This window comes from Pseudomonas sp. BIGb0176 (genome assembly GCF_024810175.1).
GTDB lineage: Bacteria > Pseudomonadota > Gammaproteobacteria > Pseudomonadales > Pseudomonadaceae > Aquipseudomonas > Aquipseudomonas protegens.
Map to the genome: position 1 here is coordinate 1,635,615 of NZ_JANUEC010000001.1, position 18,988 is coordinate 1,654,602.

The 18,988-nt window shown below is 64.7% G+C and carries 7 protein-coding genes; all 7 read right to left on the reverse strand.

The window, feature by feature from the left end; all coding sequences use genetic code 11:
- Position 1: 1 nt before the first annotated feature.
- The 7 genes from pltF to M2395_RS06990 are packed head-to-tail and all read right to left on the reverse strand — an operon-like array spanning position 2 to position 18,735.
- Entirely contained in the window at positions 2 to 1,498 is a 1,497-nt protein-coding gene (gene pltF, locus M2395_RS06960) for an L-proline--[L-prolyl-carrier protein] ligase (RefSeq protein ID WP_123430859.1), read from the reverse strand.
- Positions 1,495 to 2,637, reverse strand: coding sequence for an L-prolyl-[peptidyl-carrier protein] dehydrogenase (gene pltE / locus M2395_RS06965; RefSeq protein WP_011061083.1), 1,143 nt, complete (start codon positions 2,635 to 2,637; stop codon positions 1,495 to 1,497). The genes pltF and pltE overlap by 4 nt, the downstream gene beginning before the upstream one ends.
- A gap of 1 nt (position 2,638) precedes the next feature.
- Entirely contained in the window at positions 2,639 to 4,273 is a 1,635-nt protein-coding gene (locus M2395_RS06970; RefSeq protein WP_015635459.1) for an NAD(P)/FAD-dependent oxidoreductase, read from the reverse strand.
- 50 nt (positions 4,274 to 4,323) lie between these two features.
- Positions 4,324 to 9,648 carry a type I polyketide synthase gene (locus M2395_RS06975; protein ID WP_123430860.1) on the reverse strand — a complete coding sequence of 1,775 codons (5,325 nt, stop codon included), beginning with the start codon at positions 9,646 to 9,648 and terminating at the stop codon, positions 4,324 to 4,326.
- Between the two features lie 48 nt (positions 9,649 to 9,696).
- Positions 9,697 to 17,073 carry a type I polyketide synthase gene (locus M2395_RS06980; RefSeq protein WP_123430861.1) on the reverse strand — a complete coding sequence of 2,459 codons (7,377 nt, stop codon included), beginning with the start codon at positions 17,071 to 17,073 and terminating at the stop codon, positions 9,697 to 9,699.
- Between the two features lie 32 nt (positions 17,074 to 17,105).
- Positions 17,106 to 18,455: an NAD(P)/FAD-dependent oxidoreductase gene (locus tag M2395_RS06985; protein WP_011061079.1), complete on the reverse strand. Its 1,350-nt coding sequence runs from the start codon at positions 18,453 to 18,455 to the stop codon at positions 17,106 to 17,108.
- A gap of 13 nt (positions 18,456 to 18,468) precedes the next feature.
- Positions 18,469 to 18,735: a phosphopantetheine-binding protein gene (locus tag M2395_RS06990; RefSeq protein WP_011061078.1), complete on the reverse strand. Its 267-nt coding sequence runs from the start codon at positions 18,733 to 18,735 to the stop codon at positions 18,469 to 18,471.
- Positions 18,736 to 18,988 lie beyond the last annotated feature (253 nt).

Here is an 18,988-nt window from a genome sequence, read left to right on the forward strand (position 1 = left end):
GTCAGCCCTCCACCTGCCCGGCCAGGGCGAAGCGATCGACCTTGCCATTGGCGTTGCGTGGCAGTGCGTCCAGGCACAGCACCTTGTCGATGATCATGTAGCGAGGCAGGCGCTGGGCGCAGTGGCGCTTGAGGTCGATCAGCGAAAGAGCGTCCCGGGTGTGAGCGACAAGCACGCCCCACAACTGCGCGTTCATCCCCTCCCCGACCACCAGCACGGCGGCCTCGCTGACCTGGGGATGGGCCAGCAGCGCGGCTTCGACTTCCCCGCGCTCGATCCGGTTGCCACGCACCTTGAGCATGTCGTCACGACGCCCCAGGTATTCGTAGTTGCCGTCAGGCCGCTGCCTGACCATATCGCCGGTCTTGTAGGGCCCCTCCTGAGCCGGCTTGGCGAAATAGCCCAGCATGACCGTAGGCCCCTGCACCACCAGCTCACCTTCTTCACCCACTGCGCAGCGGCTGCCATCAGGCTTTTGCGCCCACACCTGGTTGCCGGAGGCGGCCGTGCCGATGGGCACCGGGAGCACGCGCTCGGGATCGATGGCGCCGACCTCGAATGCGGTGCACACATTGGTTTCCGTGGGGCCGAAGAGATTGGCCAGACGCACATCGGCATAGGCCGCGCGCAGGTCACGCAGGTGCTTGATCGGAAAAGGCTCGCCGGCGAACAACAGTACCCGCAGGGTGTCCTGGATATCGCTGAGCAAGTCGCCGTCTTGCATCATCATCATGAGTACCGAGGGCACCGAGTACCAGATGCTGATTTCGTGCTGGCGGATGAAGTCGGTCAGCAGCCGCGGCGAGAACGCGATCGACTCGGGAACCAGGCACACCGTCGCGCCCACATTGAGCGCGCAGTAGATGTCCAGGACCGACAGGTCGAAATGCAGGGGGGCATGGTTGGCGAAACACTCGCCAGGCTGGAAGCAATAGCGCTCGCACGCCCAGTCGACGAAGGCCAGGGCATTGCCGTGGCTGAGCGCAACCCCTTTGGGCACGCCGGTGGACCCGGAGGTGTAGAGGATGTAGGCCAGATCGTCCGGCTGGATGCGCAGCGTAGGCACTACGCTGGAGCCGGTATCGATGTTGCGCCAGTAGCCGGCGCTGGCCGGGTCGTCCAGGACCACGCTGCGCACCTGGGCAAGCGCGGAGCCGGCGAGTTCTTCCAGGCGTGCCGCGGTGCAGAGGACCAGCACGGCCTGGGAATCCCCGGCGATCTTTTCCAGGCGCGACACCGGGCTCAGTGGGTCCACCGGCACATACACCACCCCCAGCCGCAGGGCCGCCTGCATGACCGCCACCAGGTCCACCGACTTGTGCGCCCAGAGCAGGATCCGCTGCCCCTGGCCGACCCCCAGGGCACAGAGCATTGCCACGAATTCCCGGGTCCTGAGCTCCAGCGCCTCGTAGCTCAAGGCATCCTGCTCATCCACCACCGCCGTCTGCCGCGGGTAGCGGGCAAGGCTGTGCATCATCCGTTCATGGAGCAGCTTCATAGCTTCAGCTCCCGGGCAATGATCTCGTGCTGCATGTCGCTGGTGCCGGAAAAGATCGTAGTGCCGATGGAATCGCGCAGCATCGCCTCGATCCCGAAAGACTCCAGGCAGCCCCGGCCGCCGAAAATCCTCACCGCATCGATGCTAGATGCCAGCGCCCCTTCACTGATGGCCAGTTTCGACAGGGCAATGTTGAGCTGCCCCGGATCGCCCTGGTCCATGCCCCAGCACGCCCGGAACAGCAGCAACCGCGCCGACTCCAGGCGCAGCTTCATTTGCGCGATACGGTGCGAAACCGCCTGGTTGTCGCCAATCGGCTTGCCAAACTGGCGCCGGGTGCGCGCATGCTCGATGGTCTGTTCCAGTTGCCGCTCCATCATCCCCAGGAACGCTGCGAACAGGCAGGCACGCTCCCAGCCCATGGAGCTCTGGAACACCTGCCGGCCCTGCCCCTCCTCACCCAGGCGGTTGACCTCAGGAACCCTGCAATCGTCAAAGAACACTTCACCCGCGGGGCAGCTTCTCAGGCATACCTTGTCCAGGGGCTCACTGACCCTGAGCCCCGCACTGCTGCGGTGGACGATAAAACCGCTGACCCCCAGGGCACCGTACTCGGGCTGGGTGGTGGCATAAGTCACGAAGATGTCGGCAATCGGCGCATTGCCGGCAAAGCTCTTGTGGCCGTCAAGGCGATAACTGCCATCGGCCTGGGGCCAGGCACGGCTCTTCAAATTGCTGGAGTCGGAGCCGGCCTCGGGTTCGGTGATCGCGTTGGAGCCGATGAATTCACCGCTGGCGAGTTTGGGCAACACATCGCGTTTGGTTTCCGCTGTTGCGAACTCGACGATCGGCATCGCACAGGCAAACTGGTGGGCCGCCGCCGCGAACACCAGGCCCATGTCTGTGCAACCCAGGCCAAAGGCGTGCATGGCAATGGCCGTCGACAGTGCACCCAGGCCCTGGCCACCGTATTCCCGGGGAATCGACAGCCCCAGCAATCCGGCCTCGCCGCAGATCGCCCATTGCCGGGCAGTGAAATACCGCGAGTGTTCATTGCCACAGGCCGCCAGTTGCTCGGCACACACCTGGGCGATCATGGCCGCATGTTTTTTCTGGGTATCGTCGTAGTTGAAGTCCATTTCAACTCTCCTTGCGCAGGGAAGGTTTTCTGAAGGATCGATAGAAAATCAGCCGTCCGACCTCTGAGGGCACTTGCATCAGGCCCCACCAGAGCGCCTTGAGCTTTCTCAAGGTGGTCAGTTGATAGACACGAGCGTGAGGATTAGCAAAATCAAAAATAGGCGGAACAAAACTGGCGTTGGCAAGCTCCGCAAAGATGCTGCTCGCCGCGTGCGCAGCAGAGACCTTGGCGCTTTTGACGTCATCACAAAGGCCCAGCGTAGTGTTGAGAATATCCTTGTACCCCTGATACAGAGGCATCCAGAAACCGTCCTCTGCGAGCTGGTCGATTTCATCGAACACCCGCGGGTCCAGGTCCTTGGCAAAGGCATCGTTGATCTTGCGCGCGGTGATGGTGGCGGCAATCGACTGCAGCAGCCAGACACGGGCGAAGGCATTCCACAACTCGGGGTCGCGAAACGACACATAGGCCGCTGAGGCGATCCGGTCACTCAAGCTGATGATGCTGTCCTGGGTCAGGACAAAATCATTCAGGGCCGGGCTGCGGTAGTCACCGCTGTGCGCCGCCTTGATCAGCCGGTGCGCCAGGGCCAGAACCAGTTCCGCAGCATTGGACAGCTTGCGCGAGAACAACAGATCGTTGCTCGCGGCGCCCTCGTCGAACATCAGGCAGCGGCGTTCGAGTGCCGTGCGATAGACCTGCCGGGGCGGCTGGCGCAGCGCCCACTCGCGCACCCGCCGGGCGCCGGACAGGTGCCGCCCCAGGCCGGGGTACAGCTCGATCAGGCCGGCCAGGACCTGGTCGCCGTCCATGCTCGGGCAGAGGTCCTCACGCAGTGAAACCAGCACGCTGACCAAAGGGTTGCGCGAGTGCTGATGGTTGTTGAACGGGATGACCCCCACCCAGCCCCCGTCGAACACGTGATGCAGAGTGCCGCCATGCCACTGGCCGGGAAAATCGCCCTGCACGCACTCATCGAACGGCACCACCCCGAGCATATGAGTGGAGAATTCCAGGGTCCGGGTCTTCTGCGTCGAAGCCTGGCTGACCAGGCCCGCCTGCCGCGCCAGCACCTGGCCGCCCTGGCTGCCATCAACCATGAAATCGGCAGTGACCCAGCGCCCCAGTGCCGTAGCTACCTTGACCCCGCTGTCCTCGACCAGCACCTCGGGGCTGTTGTCGATTTCCACCAGTTGCGCGCCATAACCGATGGCCGCCGCCAGCAGATAGGCATCGATATCGGGCCTGAACAGATGGTTCTCGCCATGCTCGGAGGGCACGTTGAATTGCAGCGCCTGGCCCAGGTCCACCGCCCGGCTGCGCTGGTGATAGATGAACCCGAGGTTCTTCTTGACCCCGGAAGACGGCATCACCTTCTGCTGGATATCCCGGGTGCGGGCGATATTCTTTATTTCCGGCACGCCATAGCGGTCGGCAATCAGCTCGAAAATCATCGAGGTATAGGGAATCGTCGCCTCACCGGTAAGGTCGGGGGGCATCTGCCGGTTGCGCAACAAACCGACCCGGACCTTGTTCCGGGCCAGGCAGGCGGCGAGCATGATCACGCTGATGCTGTTGCCCGCCAAGAGAATGTCGTAATGCTCTGGCGCCTTGCCAGACTGCACATCGTTCATAACCACCTCAATCACAGATCATGGGTCTGGGTTGCACTGCCCGCGGCCCGTCAGGCCTCGGCCACGCAGCCCTGTTCCTTTATCGAACGGGCCAGGAAGTCCGGCCACATCAGGCCCGGACACTCAAGAAACTCGCGGGCCTTGATCTCCAGCTTCAGATCGCGCCGGCAGCGGGCGACCATGTCCATCACCAGCAGCGAGTCCAGGCCGTAGTCCATCAGGCTGCCGCCATCCTCGAGCTTGGCCCGCACCTGTTCGGTCTTGACCCCGAGCAACTGCGCGTACTGCTCCCACACGTAGTCATCCAGCAATGCCAGGGCAGCAGCTTCGTCGGCGCCCGCCAGTTGCTGCAGGATCTCCACGTTGCTGCTGTCGCCGGCCCTGGCGGTCGGAGCCTGGCTGCGGATGTACTGCAGCAGCGGTTGCGGGCCGCGGGATTCGAGCAGTGGCTTGAAGCGATTCCAGTCCACCCCTGACACCACCATCTGGGGCAGCTCGCTGGCCAGAATCCGCGACAACAGGCCGACGTTCTGTACCGGGGCGATCTGTTTCAAGCCAACGCTGGTGAGGAAATTCAGCACCTGCTCGTCGAACAGGTGACTGCCGCCGGCCCACAGCCCCCAGTCGATCACCAGGGCACTCAGGCCCATGGCCCGACGCTGCCACGCCAGGCTGTCGAGGAACTGATTGGCGGCTGCGTAGCTGGCGACATGCTGCGAACCCCAGACACTGGCGATGCTCGAACACAGGACAAAGAAGTCCAGGTCCAGCCCCAGGGACAGTTCGTGCAACAACCAGGTGCCCTCGACCTTGGGCCGCATCACCTGGTCGAAACTGTCACGGTCGACGTCCTTGAGATCCTGCGGAATTGAAATCCCGGCGGCATGAAAGATGCCCTTCAGGCTCGCGCCCGACGCCTCCAGACCGCAGAACAGCCGCTGCATGTCCTGGGACGAGGTGATGTCGGCCTGGACGTAACTCACCCGCGATACCGCAGCGCCGAAGCGCTCCAGGCCCGTGGCGACATCCTCCAGTGGCCGCCGGCCGGTGATCAGCACAGCGCCCGCGCCTTTATCCAGAAGCCACTGGGCCATGGCCAGGCCAATTCCACCCATGCCGCCGGTAATCAGGTAACTGCCCTGCGGGCAAGGTGCATAGGCCTGTGCTGGCAACTGCGCAGTGCTGAAATGGTTCAGGCGCTGGACATAACGCTTGCCCGGGCGCAGGCAGATCTTGTCCTCGCCATCGGGGTCACTGACTTCTTCGGCCAGCGCCCTTGCCCAGTGAGGATCGTCGGGGGCCAGGTCGATCAGCCCGCGCCAGTGTTCGGGGTGCTCCAGGGCGAGCGTCTTGCCCAGCCCCCACAACGGCCCGGTCGCCACTTGCAAGGGCTGGTCGCGATCCAGGCCAACGGCGTTTGCCCCTTGGGTCACCAGCCACAACCGGCCACCGCGCGGGCCCAGTTCGATGAGCGCCTGGACCATCTCCAGCAACGGGTGGAACAGCGTCGCCTGCAGGCTCGACAGGCTCTGCAGCGTGGTCGAGCCGGCATCCTCGATGTCTTTGCCATCGAGCACGATGATATCGGCGGCCAAGGCCTCGCCTTCATCGGTCAATGCCTGGCTCGGGTCCTGGGCCAGCACCCTCCGCGCGCTATCGAGCAACTGCTGCGGGCACAGGACCCGGGCACGATGCCCGCCACGCTGCAGGTGTTCGACCAGGGGAGCGGCGGTCTCCGGCGAGCGGCTGACCAGGGTGAACAAGCGGCCCTGCTGCGGCACTTCGGCGCGCTGGCGAGGGCGTTCGAGCCAATCCAGGCTGTAGAGCACGTCGGGCTGGTAAAGCATGCCACGCAGCGCCTCCTCACTCGGGGCGGCAGCCAGGGTCAGCCCTTCCAGGCTGCCTACACACTGGCCGTGCGCATCGTACAAGGCGCAGTCGAACTGCTGCGGATGTGCCTGGCTCGTGGCAATCACCAGGCTTTGTGCCCGGGGCGAAGCGGACCGGCTGGCGACCCAGCGGCGGATGCCGCTTATCGAGCCCGGCGCATCGCCCGGCACCGCCTGCCCCAGGTACTCGAGGACCTGCCCAAGACGATTGCCGTGCGGATCGGGTTCTGCCGGCAACTGCATGTGGTAGACAAAGCCTGCGTCCTGGGCGGCGGCATGGCCCGGGTCCGGCAGGCCGCCCCGGACAGCCGCCGGCAGGCCTTCCAGGGTCAGCGACAGGACCGGCTGCCAATCGGCACCGGCAACCTTGGCCGCTGCGCTCAGGGCCGAGCAGTTGACCTCCCAGGCCGCCCCGGACAGCGGCTTGAGTTCGGTGAACAGATGCAACTGGTCATCGACATGGAACGCCAGGGCCGGGGTGATGCTGGCGAGGCTCACCCCATAGGTGTCCAGCTGCAAGTGGCCGGCCAGCTCATCGCTCAGGGCTGCCAGCAACCGGTCAGGACGCAGCAGCGCCAGGTCATCGCGGATCTCGCCGCCCACGGCCTGCAGGAGCGCGCTATCGAGCGTCGACTCGAATGCCGGAGTGGGTGCATTGACCGAATGCCCCAGCAGCCGGCCGACCGCTCCCGCAGCGACCTGTTGCAGGGGCGAGCCGCTGGCGTTGTCGAACCAGTAGCGCTGGCGCTGAAACGCATACCCGGGCAAGGCCTGGCGCAAGGCCCCGTCATGCTCGTGCAGCCGGGCCCAGTCGAGGTTATGGCCGCCCACGTAGAGCTGCGCGGCGGCCAGGCGCAGGTCCCTGGACGGATCGCCGGCCCGGCGCAGGCTGGCCAGGACCAGGCTGTCGTCCGCCAGGGGGTGACGGCCGATCAGCGGCGTCAACACAGCATCGGAGGCCACTTCAAGGAAGGTTTTCACCCCCAGCTCTGCGATCAGGGTGTTGACCCCTTCGCTGAACCTCACGGCCTGGCGGGTGTGCGTACACCAGTAATCGGGCGAGCTCAGGCTGGAGAGCGTATGCACCCGGCCAGTGACACTGCTAATGACCGGCAAGCGCGGCTCGCTGAAGGTGATCTGCGCCACCGTCTGGCGGAACGCTTCAAGCATCGGCTCGGTGGCTGCGGTATGGAAGGCATGGGAAACCGCAAGCTTCTTGACCTTGCAACCGCTGGCGAGCGCCGCTTCGGCCAGCGCCTGGACCTCGGCTTGCGGCCCGGCCACCACCACGTCCTGCGGGCTGTTGACCGCCGCCAGTTCGATCGCGCTGCCGGGCCGGTCCTTGAGCAGCTCCTGCAGTTGCGCCTCGCTCATGCCCAGTGCGTACATCGCACCGCCGGCCGTCATCAGTTGCTGGGCCAGGCGCCCACGCGCCTCCACCATACGCAGCGCGTCAGCCAGGGATACCGCCCCGGCCACACAGATTGCACCGATCTCGCCGAAACTGTGTCCGAACAGCGCATCGGCAGCGACCCCCCAATGCATCCACAACCGCGCCAGGGCATATTCGACCGCGAATATCGCCGGCTGGGCATAGCGGGTCTGTTGCAGGTAGCTGTCACTGGCCGCACCCGCGTCCAGCACCAGGGTCAGCAGGTCCACGTCCATCAGCGGCTGCAACAGGGCGCGGCATTCATCGATCTGCGTCTTGAAGAATGGTTCGCTGTCATACAGTGCCTGGGCCATTGCCCGGTACTGGCAGCCCTGCCCCGGAAAGAGCATCACCAGCGGCGCCGCCGCTCCCTGGCAGCGCCCTTCGAATACATGCCCCACCACCTTGCGTGACGCATAGGCTGCCAGTTGCTCGCGCAGCCCCTCACGGCTATCGGCCACGGCCGCGAAACGATGGCCAAAGTGTGCCCGCCCGACGTTCGCCGTGTAGCACAGGTCCTTGAGTTCGAGCTGGCTGTTGTCGGCGATAAAACGTTCATAGCGTCCGGCAATCTGGCGCCGGGGCGTCTCGCCCTTGGCCGACAGAGTGATCAGCTGCCAGGGGTTGTCGCGCCCCTGGGCACGTTCGCGCAGCGGCGCGTCGCCCACTAGCACATGGGCGTTGGTGCCGGTGACACCAAACGAACTGACACCGGCGTGCCGCGCCTTGCCCTGGCGTGGCCAGGGCGTGGATTCGGTGACCACCTTCAGGGCCAGGCGATCCCATTCGATCCGCGGGTTGGGCGTGTTGAAGTGCACCTGGGGCACCAGGGCCTCTTGTTGCAGGCACAGCAGGACCTTGGCCAGCCCGGTCACCCCGGCGACCGGTTCGAGATGCCCCATGTTGGCCTTGATCGAGCCCACCAGCAGCGGTGCATCCACGGGCCGCTGCTTGCCCAGTACCGCATGCAGGGCGTGCAGTTCGATCGGGTCGCCCAGCGCGGTGCCGGTGCCATGGGCCTCGACATAGTCGACCTCGCTGCCCTGGAGCCCGGCCTGGCCGAGCGCCAGCCTGATCACCTCTTCCTGGGCGTGGATGTTGGGCACGGTGATGCCGCTGCTGGCGCCGTCGTTGTTGACCGCACTACCCTCGATCACGGCCAGCACCGGGTCCTGGTCGCGTACCGCATCGCTCAGCCGCTTGAGCGCAAGGATCACGCAGCCTTCGGCGCGCCCGTAGCCATCGGCCGCCGCGTCGAAGGTCTTGCAGCGGCCATCGGGGGCCACGGCCCGCAGCTTGCTGACCAGGATGAAACCGTAGGGCGACAGGATCAGGTTGACCCCACCGGCCAGCGCCAGCTCGCTCTCGCGGCTGCGCAGGCTGTTGCAGGCCTGGTGCAGGGCCACCAGGGATGAGGAGCAGGAGGTGTCGAGCACCACCGCCGGGCCCCTGGAGCCCAGGGTGTAGGCAATGCGCCCGGCCACGAAACTGGTTTCGCCATAGAACTGGTAGGCGTTGACGTCCTCGACCGCGCCCAACTGCTGGCGCAGGCGCACGTAATCATTGGTACTGACCCCCATGAACACGCCGAGCTTCTTGCCATGCAGGCTGTCGGGGGCGATCGCGGCGTTCTCCAGGGCCTCCCAGGCGACCTCCAGGGCCAGGCGCTGCTGGGGGTCCATGCCTTCGGCTTCCTTGGGCGAAATGCCGAAGAAGCCCGGGTCGAACTGATCCACCCCCTCGATGAAGCCACCGCGCATGACGTAGGCCTTGCCGGGTGCCTGGGGATCAGGATGGTAATAGTCGGTGCCGTACAGACGGTCGCTGGGCATGTCGCCCACCGCATCGGTGGCGTTTTTCAGCAGGCTCCACAGCCGCTTCGGTGTGTCGGCACTGCCCGGCAGCCGGCACCCCAGGCCCACTACGGCGATCGGTTCGACAGGCGCCGAGCTCTTGCCGGCCACCTTTTCCTTGAGCGCACGGATGGTGGTGATTGCCTGAGCAAGACTCTCTTGCAGCTGTTCCTTGCTTACATCGCGGACATCGTTATCCATAAAGGCCTCGATCAGTGATTCTCTGGCAGTTGTCATCCAGCCCCAGGGCTAGTAATTGGCGATATCGCGCAGCTCGTCTTCGAGAGCACCAATCAGCTCGGCCCGTGACAGTTCATGCAGGTCCTGATGCCGCGACGCTGGCGACACAGGTTCGGGCGCCGCCACCGGCTCCCGGGTTTCAGGCGCCAGGAGCTGGCCCATGAGGTAGTCCGTGACCTGTTCGATGGAGGTGTATTCGAAGCCGAAGGTCGAAGGCAGGTCGATGCTCAACGCCCGGCCCAGCCGTGAGCGCAGGTCCAGCGACATGACCGAGGACATGCCCATGTCGAAGAAGCCCTTCCTGACATCGAGCTCCAGGCCATCGGCAACGCCGAACACCTGCCCCACTACCTCGCAGACCAGCGCCTGCATGGCCCGGCGCTGCTGCAGCGGTGGCAGGCCAATCAGCTCGGCCAGACGCTGATCCGCTGCGCTATCCGCTGCACCCAGGTGTTCGAGCAAGGGCCAGGGCAGCACGCTCAGGTACAGCCCTTTGAGTTGTTGCCAGTCGACATTGAGCAGCCCGCACTGGCCCTGGCCACCCAGCACGCGGGCTATGGCCTGCACTATCTGCGAGCGCTGCAAAGGCTGCAGGCCGCTGCCTTGCATGGCCGTGCGGGCTGCGGCGTCCTGCTCAAGCTCCTGTTCGCTCTGCGTCAGCTGCAGCAGCTGGCAGTTCAACCCCTGGCGCCGGCGCTGTGCATGCACCCACAAGGCATATGCATCGGCAATCGCCGAGCGGGCGAAGCCGGCCCCGCCAAGCAGGGAAGACACGCTGCCCAGGATCAGGAAGAACGCTTCAGGGTCATCGATCAGCTGGTGAACCTGCTGCAAGATCTCAAGCGGCCGAACGCCTTCCTGCATTCGCACGACAAATTCCGGCTCCTTGAGCGCAACCGTGCGCCAGTCAAGATCGAGGTGGATAAAGCCGGCGATGCGGTCTTGCGCTCGCAGCGTCGCGAAGGTGTCAGCCAGGTTTTCCCGGCTCAGGTCCGAGAGGCTGCTGATCGCCATCGCTTCGGGCATCCGCTCAGGCATGTGCAGTTGCCCGGGGGCCTCGCAGAGCAGCAGCACACGCTGCACACCCCGCTGCCCGAGCGCCGTCAGCACAGGCTCCAGGTCAGATCCCGGGACGGCATGCAGCACAACGGTTCCGTTCAGCGCCGGCGACTCCAGGCGCTGTAGCGGGTCGGCTTGATCCTCCACCAGGTATTGCACCTCGACCCGGGCGCCGCTGATCGCAAAGTGATCATGGCCAGGTTGGCCGTGCAACAGCCGGCAGAGGCTGGCGTAGCTTCTTCTGTCGCTGCCCTGCAAAGTCACCAGACCGCCCCACCAGGCAGGATGCTCCAGGGCGAAGATATGCGCGGCGCCCTGCCAGGTGGCCTGGACAGCGGCCATGGCCGGCGATGCAGCATCACTGGCATGAAGGGCGAACCAGACCGGCTTTGCCGGTGTTCCGACGCTGCCGATCGCACCGGCGAAGGCCTGTACCAGCGCCGCAGAGGCCACCAGGGATATACCGAGGCCGTCGGCCTCCTGAGCCTCAACGCCGGCAACGATCACCCCCAGGCAGGACGGATCGGCCACTGCCCCGCGCAACGCCGAGGACAGTTTGCGGGCCAGAGGTTGTTGCCCGGCGTGCAGCTCGATGACTTCGACCGGACGCTGTTCAGCCGCAAACGCCGCAGCCAGTGGCTGGACCTCGGCAGTGCTCCAGGCCAGCACCATCCAGTAGCCCTCGCGTTGCCGAGCGCCCTCGCCCGGCATCGGATAGTCCTGCCATTGGCGAGCGATCATCGGCAGGTCGAGGGGTGCGGTCTGGAGGTCGGGCAAGTACCACGAACCAGGATGGCCAAACTGCGGACCTTCGAACAGCGCCAGCTGGCAACCCCGGGCATCCACTACCTGCAGGCTGTCGGGTTTGTCGGCGTCATGACCGGCCAGCACAATCCATACCTGCGCCGGCAGGTCTGCCCATACCTGGAGCCCGGAGAACCCGACCAGCGCGGCGGCGTGGGCGCCTTCAAACAGCTCGACCACACTGGCCAGCAACTGGGTCTGGCGCTCGGCCGCCGTCAGGGACTGGGCAAAGCGGTACAAGGCCCGCTGCCCGCCCGTGGCCGCACACCCGGACCATGGGCACAGGCCAACGTCCGGCGCCGGCGGTGAAGGCTCATCGAGCATCGACACCCCGCGCAGGGTTTCCTCCTGCAACTGCGCTGCACAGTCAACCAGGGTTCCGCTCATGCAGACCTGGCGGCGCTCGTCGCCGGCCCCTTGCAAGGCCAGTTCGAAGCAGGCGTCAGGGGCCTGGGTGAGGTGGATGCTCAGGTGCGAAGTGAGGTGCTGTTCGCCGCGCAGACGCAGCTGGGCAATCTGCAAGTCGCGGATCTGCTGCACGCCCCGTGGTGTTTCCCGCACCGCCTGGAGCACGGCATCCAGCAACAGGTGAGTCTTGACCCTGTACCCCTGCTCGCCCAGCGGGTCGTAATGCCCGGCCTGGGGAGCGAGAGCCCCCGACCAGTACCAGAGCTGCCCGGCCGGCCGTACCAGCCTCTGCAGGCAAGGATGGCCCGAGGCTGCCCGGGCGGGCTGCACCGCCGTAGCCGGCTGGCCAGCATCGATCCAGTAGTCGTTGAGCTGCCAGGGATAGGTGGGCAACCCGATGGCCTGACAGCCGTCCGGCAAGCGCTCGGGGCCCGGCGGCTGGGCGCCGCGGCCAAAGGCCTCGGCCAGGGTTGCCCAGGGTTCGCCGGCCGCGGGTTTGCGGTCATTGGCGATGGGGCTGCCGGCCAGCCAGGCCTGTAGTGCCTGAGCCAGCTCGCGGCAATCCTGGCCGTGGACGACCAGGCGTTCCTTGAACGCCGTGCGCCGCATCAGCGCGTTGTAGCAGATGGTCTGTGGGCAGTGCTCGGTAGCGCCCAGGAAGGACACATAGCGCTGGGCCAGCTCCGCCAATGCCGCCGGGGTGGCCGCGGACAGGCACAAGGCCACTGGCGCTGTGGCGGGTGGCAAAGGCGCTGTCGCGGGCGCCGTATAGCCCTTGAGCAGCACATGCACGTTGGTCCCGGTGAAACCAAAGGCACTCACCCCGGCCACCCGCGACTCCGGCCGGCCCGGCCAGTCCATGGCCTGATGCGCCAGCTTGAGGTTCATGGCCGCCCAGTCGACACGGGTGTTGGCCCGCTGCAGATGGGCTTGCGGGGCAATCCGGCCATGCTCCACCACCAGGCAGGCCTTGATCAGCGAAGCGATGCCCGCTGCCGCCTCGAGGTGCCCGATATTGGCCTTGACCGAGGCCACCGTCAGCGGCGGACTGTCGGGGCTGGCCTGGCGATAGGCGTTGTGCAGGGCGTTGAGCTCGATGGGGTCACCCAGCACCGTGCCGGTGCCATGGGCCTCGACGTAGCTGACTTGCCCCGGATGCACGCCGGCGTTGGCCAGTGCTTCGCTGATCAGCGCCTCTTGCGCCGGACCATTGGGCACTGTCAGCCCGGCACAGGCACCGTCGTGATTGACCGCCGAACCGAGAATCGTCGCGACAATCGGGTCACGCTCCCGCTCGGCCTGGGCCTGGCGCTTGAGAATGACCACGCCGCAGCCCTCCCCTCGACCGTAACCGTCGGCACTGTCGTCGAAGGCCTTGCTGATGCCGTCCGGGGCCAATGCGCCGGCCTGCCCCATGGATTGAAAGATCGACGCCGAGGCGATGACATTCACCCCACCCACAATCGCGATGTCGCACTCCGCGGCACGCAAGCTGTTGCACGCCAGATGGATGGCCGTGAGCGATGACGAGCATGCGGTGTCCACCGTCAGGCTCGGCCCACGCACGCCGAGAAAATGCGAGAGGCGCCCGCAGATCGCCGAAAACGAACTGCCAGTGCCGTAGTGGGCATCCACGCCTTGCGCGCTACCCAGGACCCGGGTTTCGTAGTCGTGGGAGTTGGCCCCGACAAATACCCCGACCCTCTGTTCCAGCAGCTTCTCCTGAGGGATACCGGCCCGTTCCAGAGCCTCCCAGGCCACCATCAGCAACAGCCGTTGCTGGGGGTCCATGCTCCGGGCTTCCTTGGGGGAAATGCGGAAGAACGCTTCGTCGAACCCTTCGGGGCGCTGGATAAGGCTGGCAAACCGCGGGAAGGTTTCCTCCGGCTTGGCGCCGGCGAGCCGGGACGGCGGTACCGGCCCCACGGTGTCCGTCTGTTCCAGCATCAGCTTCCAGAGTGCCTCGGGGCTGTCGGCCTGGGGAAACCGGCACGCCATGGCCACCACGGCGACGCTCCCCGCGGCGTCGGTCGCCCCGGCATCGACCGTTATCGGGGTGCTGGCCGGCTCCCGGGACAGCAGCCCTTCCAGGTACTGGCCCAGCCGGTTGATGGTGGGATAGTCGAAGCCCACGGTCGCCGACAGCTTGAGGGCGAACTGGCGCTCCAGCATGCGCTTGAATTCAACCAGGGAAATCGAGCTCAGGCCCAGTTCGAAGAAGCCTCGATCCGGGTCCGGGTCGGCACAGGCCACGCCGATGATCTGCGTCAGCAGTGCACCAATCTGCGCCCGCACATCCCCCACCGGCTGCGCCGCTGCGGGCACCTTGGCCGGTGCCGGCACAGCGGCCTGTGCCAGCTGCGGCACGCTCAGCGCCACATCGTTGGCCTGGGCGCAGAGATTGCCCTGGGCGTCATACACCAGTACCTGCGCCCGCAGCTGGGACACGAGCCCTGCCGGCTGCGGCCGCGGCGCCGGGGCAAACCAGAAACGCTCCTGCTGCCAGGGATAGGCCGGCAGCTCCAGCGCCGCCTCCCTGGGTTGGAAGGCTTGCCAGTCGGGACCTGCGCCCCACTCGTACAGGCGGGCAACAATACTGGCCAGCTCCAGGGCGGCGTCGCCCTGCTTATGCAAGGCGCCGCACACCAGCCCCTGGGTTCCCTTATCGGCCAGGGCCTGGTTGATCGACGCCGCCAGCACGGTGTGCGGGCCGATCTCGACGAACAGCCGGTGCCCCTGCTCGATCAACTGTTCGATGGCGCGATCGAAGCGCACGATGCCACGGGCATTCCTCGCCCAGTAGTCGGCATCTGCCAGGATCGGCTCCTCGGGCATCGCACTGGTGGAAATCCAGGGCGTGTGCGCGGCAACCACCGGCAAATCCTCCAGCCCCGCGCGGATCTGCGTCAGGCACTCATCCATCTGGCAGGAGTGGAAGGCATATTCCGCCGGCATCAGGTAAGTGAAGATGCCTTCGTCATGCAGTTGCTGATCCAGAGCCTGTACAGCCTGCGGGCTGCCGGACACCACACAGCTGTTTCGACTGTTGACCACCGACAGTTCCAGTTGCGGGTTGTTCGCCAGACGCGACTGGAGCGTCGGCGCGGGCAAGCCCACCACCAGCATCCGCCCCTGCCCCAGGGTGTCCTTCATGGCCTGGGCCCGATGGTGGATGACCCGCACCGCCGACTCCAGGTCCAGTGCTCCGGCGCAATAGGCCGCGGCCACTTCCCCCATGGAGTGGCCGACCACCGCCGCCGGGATCACACCCCACTGGCGCAGGCATTCACTGATCGCCACCTGGATGGCAAAGATGCAGGGCTGGGCAAATTCGGTCAGGTGCAGGCGGGACCCACTGGCGTCGCTGCGCAGCTCGGCCTCCACCGACCAGCTTGCCCACTGGGCCAGCGCCTGGTCGCAACGCCGGATCATCGCCAGGAAGGCCGGCTCCCGTTCAAGCAGGTCGCGGCCCATTCCCACCCACTGGGCGCCCTGCCCGGTAAACACCAGCACGGGCCCGCGCCGATCCTCTTCGTCCGTCGTGCAGGCCAAGGTCGGGGCCGGCAACTGCTCCAGCTGGCTCTTCAATTGCGCGGCGTTCGCACCCACCACGGCCGACCGGTAGGGAAAGTGATCACGACGATGAATGGCGCTGGCGACAAAGGCTTGCAATTGCCCATCGTCCTGCTGCGGCAGATGAACGGCATAGGCCCTGGCCTGCTCCACCACGGCCTGCGCGGACCTGGCCGATACCGGCAGGACCCAGGGCCGGCCCTGTGCCGATCGTTCCTGCTGCGGCTGTGCCTGCCGATAGGCGCTGGCATCTTCGAGAATCATGTGGACGTTGGTGCCACTGAGCCCGAAACCACTGATTCCAGCCAGGCGCGGCCGGTCGGGCAACGACTCGATCGCCGTGGGCACCGCCAGCCGGGAACGCTTCCAGTCCACCAGTGGGTTCAACTGTGCAAGATGCAGTTGCGCAGGCACCTCGGCGTGCTTGAGAACCATCATGGTCTTGATCACGCTGGCCATTCCGGCGGCCGCATCCAGATGGCCCATGTTGGCCTTGACCGAGCCCACCCACAGCGGCCGCTCACGCCCCTGGAAGGCACTGTCCAGCGAAGAGAGTTCGATCGGATCGCCCAGGGGCGTACCGGTGCCGTGGGCCTCGACATAGTCGATGTCGTCCACGCTCAAGCCGGCCACTTTCAGGGCCTGGCTGATCACCGCAGCCTGGGCATTGGCGTTGGGCACGGTCTGGCCGGCACTGGCGCCATCCTGGTTGATCGCCGAGCCCCTGATCACCGCCTGGATCGGGTCGCCATCGAGCAGGGCATCTGCCAGGCGCTTGAGCACCGTGACCCCGCAGCCCTCGCCCCGGACGATCCCGTCGGCCGCCGCATCGAATACCCGGCAGCGGCCACTGGGCGAGATCGCCCTGATCTGGCTCATGTAGATCGTCAGGTCCGGCGCCAGCATCAGGTTCACCCCTCCGGCCAGGGCCATGTCCGCCTCCCCTGCCTGCAAGGCGCGACAGGCCAGGTGCATGGCCACCAGGGAAGAAGAGCATGCAGTGGTCACGGTCATTGCCGGCCCATGAACACCCAGGTGGTAGGCAATACGCCCGGCGGCGAAGCTGAATTCCTTGCCGGCGGCATAGTAGGGGTTGATCTGTTCGATGCCGGCCTCGCGGGAGTGCAGTGCCAGGTAATCCATGCCCAGCATGCCGACATAGACCGCGGTCCTGCTGCCTTTGAGCTGCTCGCGGGTCAGGCCGGCACGGGCCACGCTTTCACAGGCGACCTCCAGCAGCAGGCGCTGCTGGGGGTCCATTTCCTTGGCTTCAGAGGCCGAGATGCCAAAGTAATGCGCATCGAAGCGGTCGATGTGCTCGAGGAACGCCCCCACCTTGCTGTAGGTCGTACCGGTTTCAGCAGCGCTCTCATCGTAGATCGCCGCTGTGTCCCAGCGCTCTGCGGGAACCGGTCCGACAAAATCGGTCCCAGCACGAAGGAGCTCCCAGAATGCCTCGGGGGTCGATGCACCTTTGGCAAAGCGGCATCCACTCCCGATGATTGCAATGGGTTCAAAATCCATGGGCGCACGAGCATCCATTCAGTCATCTCCTTCGACTGGGTGTTTAGTGTTTAGAACGCGGGTTTGGCGGTAGGAACCTGCATGTCGCCCAGGTACTTGTGCCAGAGGTGTTCCGGGTCGCTTTCAACCGCAGCGATGATTTCGCGCATCTTGTCCAGCACTTCCAGGCGCTTGCCGCTGTAGACGTCCCCTTGCAGCAATTGCAGGATGTCCAGGCGGTAGCGTGGGTCTTGAACGAACGCGGTGAAGAGGATGTTCAGGCGGTAATAGAGCGTGATGAACTCATACCAGTTCTTGATGCCATTCCTGATCATGCCTTCGTAGTGAGTGAAACTGGACTTGCTAAAGTCGTTGTTCTTCACCGCCTCGATGATGTCGCCGCTGGCGATGCGCGCACTGTTGAGTGCAACGCTGACGCCGCTGGAGAAGATCGGGTCGACGAACCGTGCGGCATCGCCGATCAGCACGAAGCTGTCGCCACAGACTTCTTTCATGCCGTAGCTGTAGTCCGCCTCTTTCTTGAACGGGCGGACCTGCTCCGATGCCTTCAGCGCGTCATGCAGGTTCTCCCGGGTCTTCACCGCTTCCCAGAAGAACTCTTCATAGGTGAGGTCGGAGTTGGTGTAGTTCTGCTTCTGCGTAACCACGCCCACGCTGGTAATGGTTTCGGTGATCGGGATCTGCCAGACCCAGGTATTGGTCATCGGCAGGAAGTGAATGAAGATGTAGTCGACCTTGTCCGGGCTTTGCGTCGCCGACTTGCGGTCGAAGTTGTCGAACCAGGAGTGAATCGCGAACTGGTTGAAGACCGGGTCCTTTTCTCTCAAGCCCAGCCGGCGGCCCAGCAGCACGTTGCGACCGCTGGCATCCACCACCATCTTCGCCTTGATCTCCACGCTGCGCTTGCCCAGCTTGGCATTGACAATGACATTGCCCGGGCTGAGAAACTCGACGTCAGCGATCTCCACGCCCTGGAAGACCTTGGCCCCCAGCGAACCTGCGTGCTCCAGAAGAATGCGGTCGAACTTGCCGCGGTCGACGTGGAACGTGAAGTCGCGATCGACCCCTTCCTGCTTGCGCTCGTTGAAGAGGATTTCCGCCGAACGGAAATCGTGGTCCAGCCCCTGGAAGCCCATCTTGTCTTCGGGGCCGGAATCTGCCGAGGTCCAGGCAGCGCCGAACTTCTTCGGGAAGTTGGCTTTCTCGATCTTTTCCATCACCCCGATTTCCAGCAGCACCGGAGTGGTGGCCGGTACCAGCGACTCGCCAACATGCTCGCGCTCGAACAGTTCTTTTTCGAACACCGCGCATTTGACACCGGCTTTTGCCAGGTAGGAGGCCATGGTCGAACCCGCCGGCCCGCCACCGATAATCACTACATCATAATCATGATCGCTCATTGCCCACTCCCTGTTAGGCGCACTCGGCCTTTAGTTGCTCGACAGTCCTGGATATTGCATTCAGGTCTTTAAAATATTTGCCGGTGATATGGGTACTTGGAATCGAGACACCCATTTCATCCCTGATGTAGACCATGAGCTTGACGATATTCATCGAGTTGAGAATGCCCCACTCCAGTAGTGGAGTCTGGTCATCAAGCTCATCTTCCTTTGCACTTGGCCCGATCAAATCTTCCATGATGTAGCGACGAATCTTTTCTTTAACTTCCTCTCCGTCCATAGACGTACGCTCCTGCATTCGACAATCGTGGGTTGGGAAAACCCGTCTACAATCCTCAATAAGAATGCACTTGTGAATAGCCGTTTTTGCAAAAGGCCTTTGCATATCCGCAAAGGCAAAACAGCCCCGACAACATCGAAGCCAACACAACTTAACGATGTTCCACAGGCCTATATGACAGCCTTCAGAAAGTCATCTTCGAGCGCCCAAGCATAGTTTTGGCGCTCTGCGCAATTAGCCACTAGAACTATTT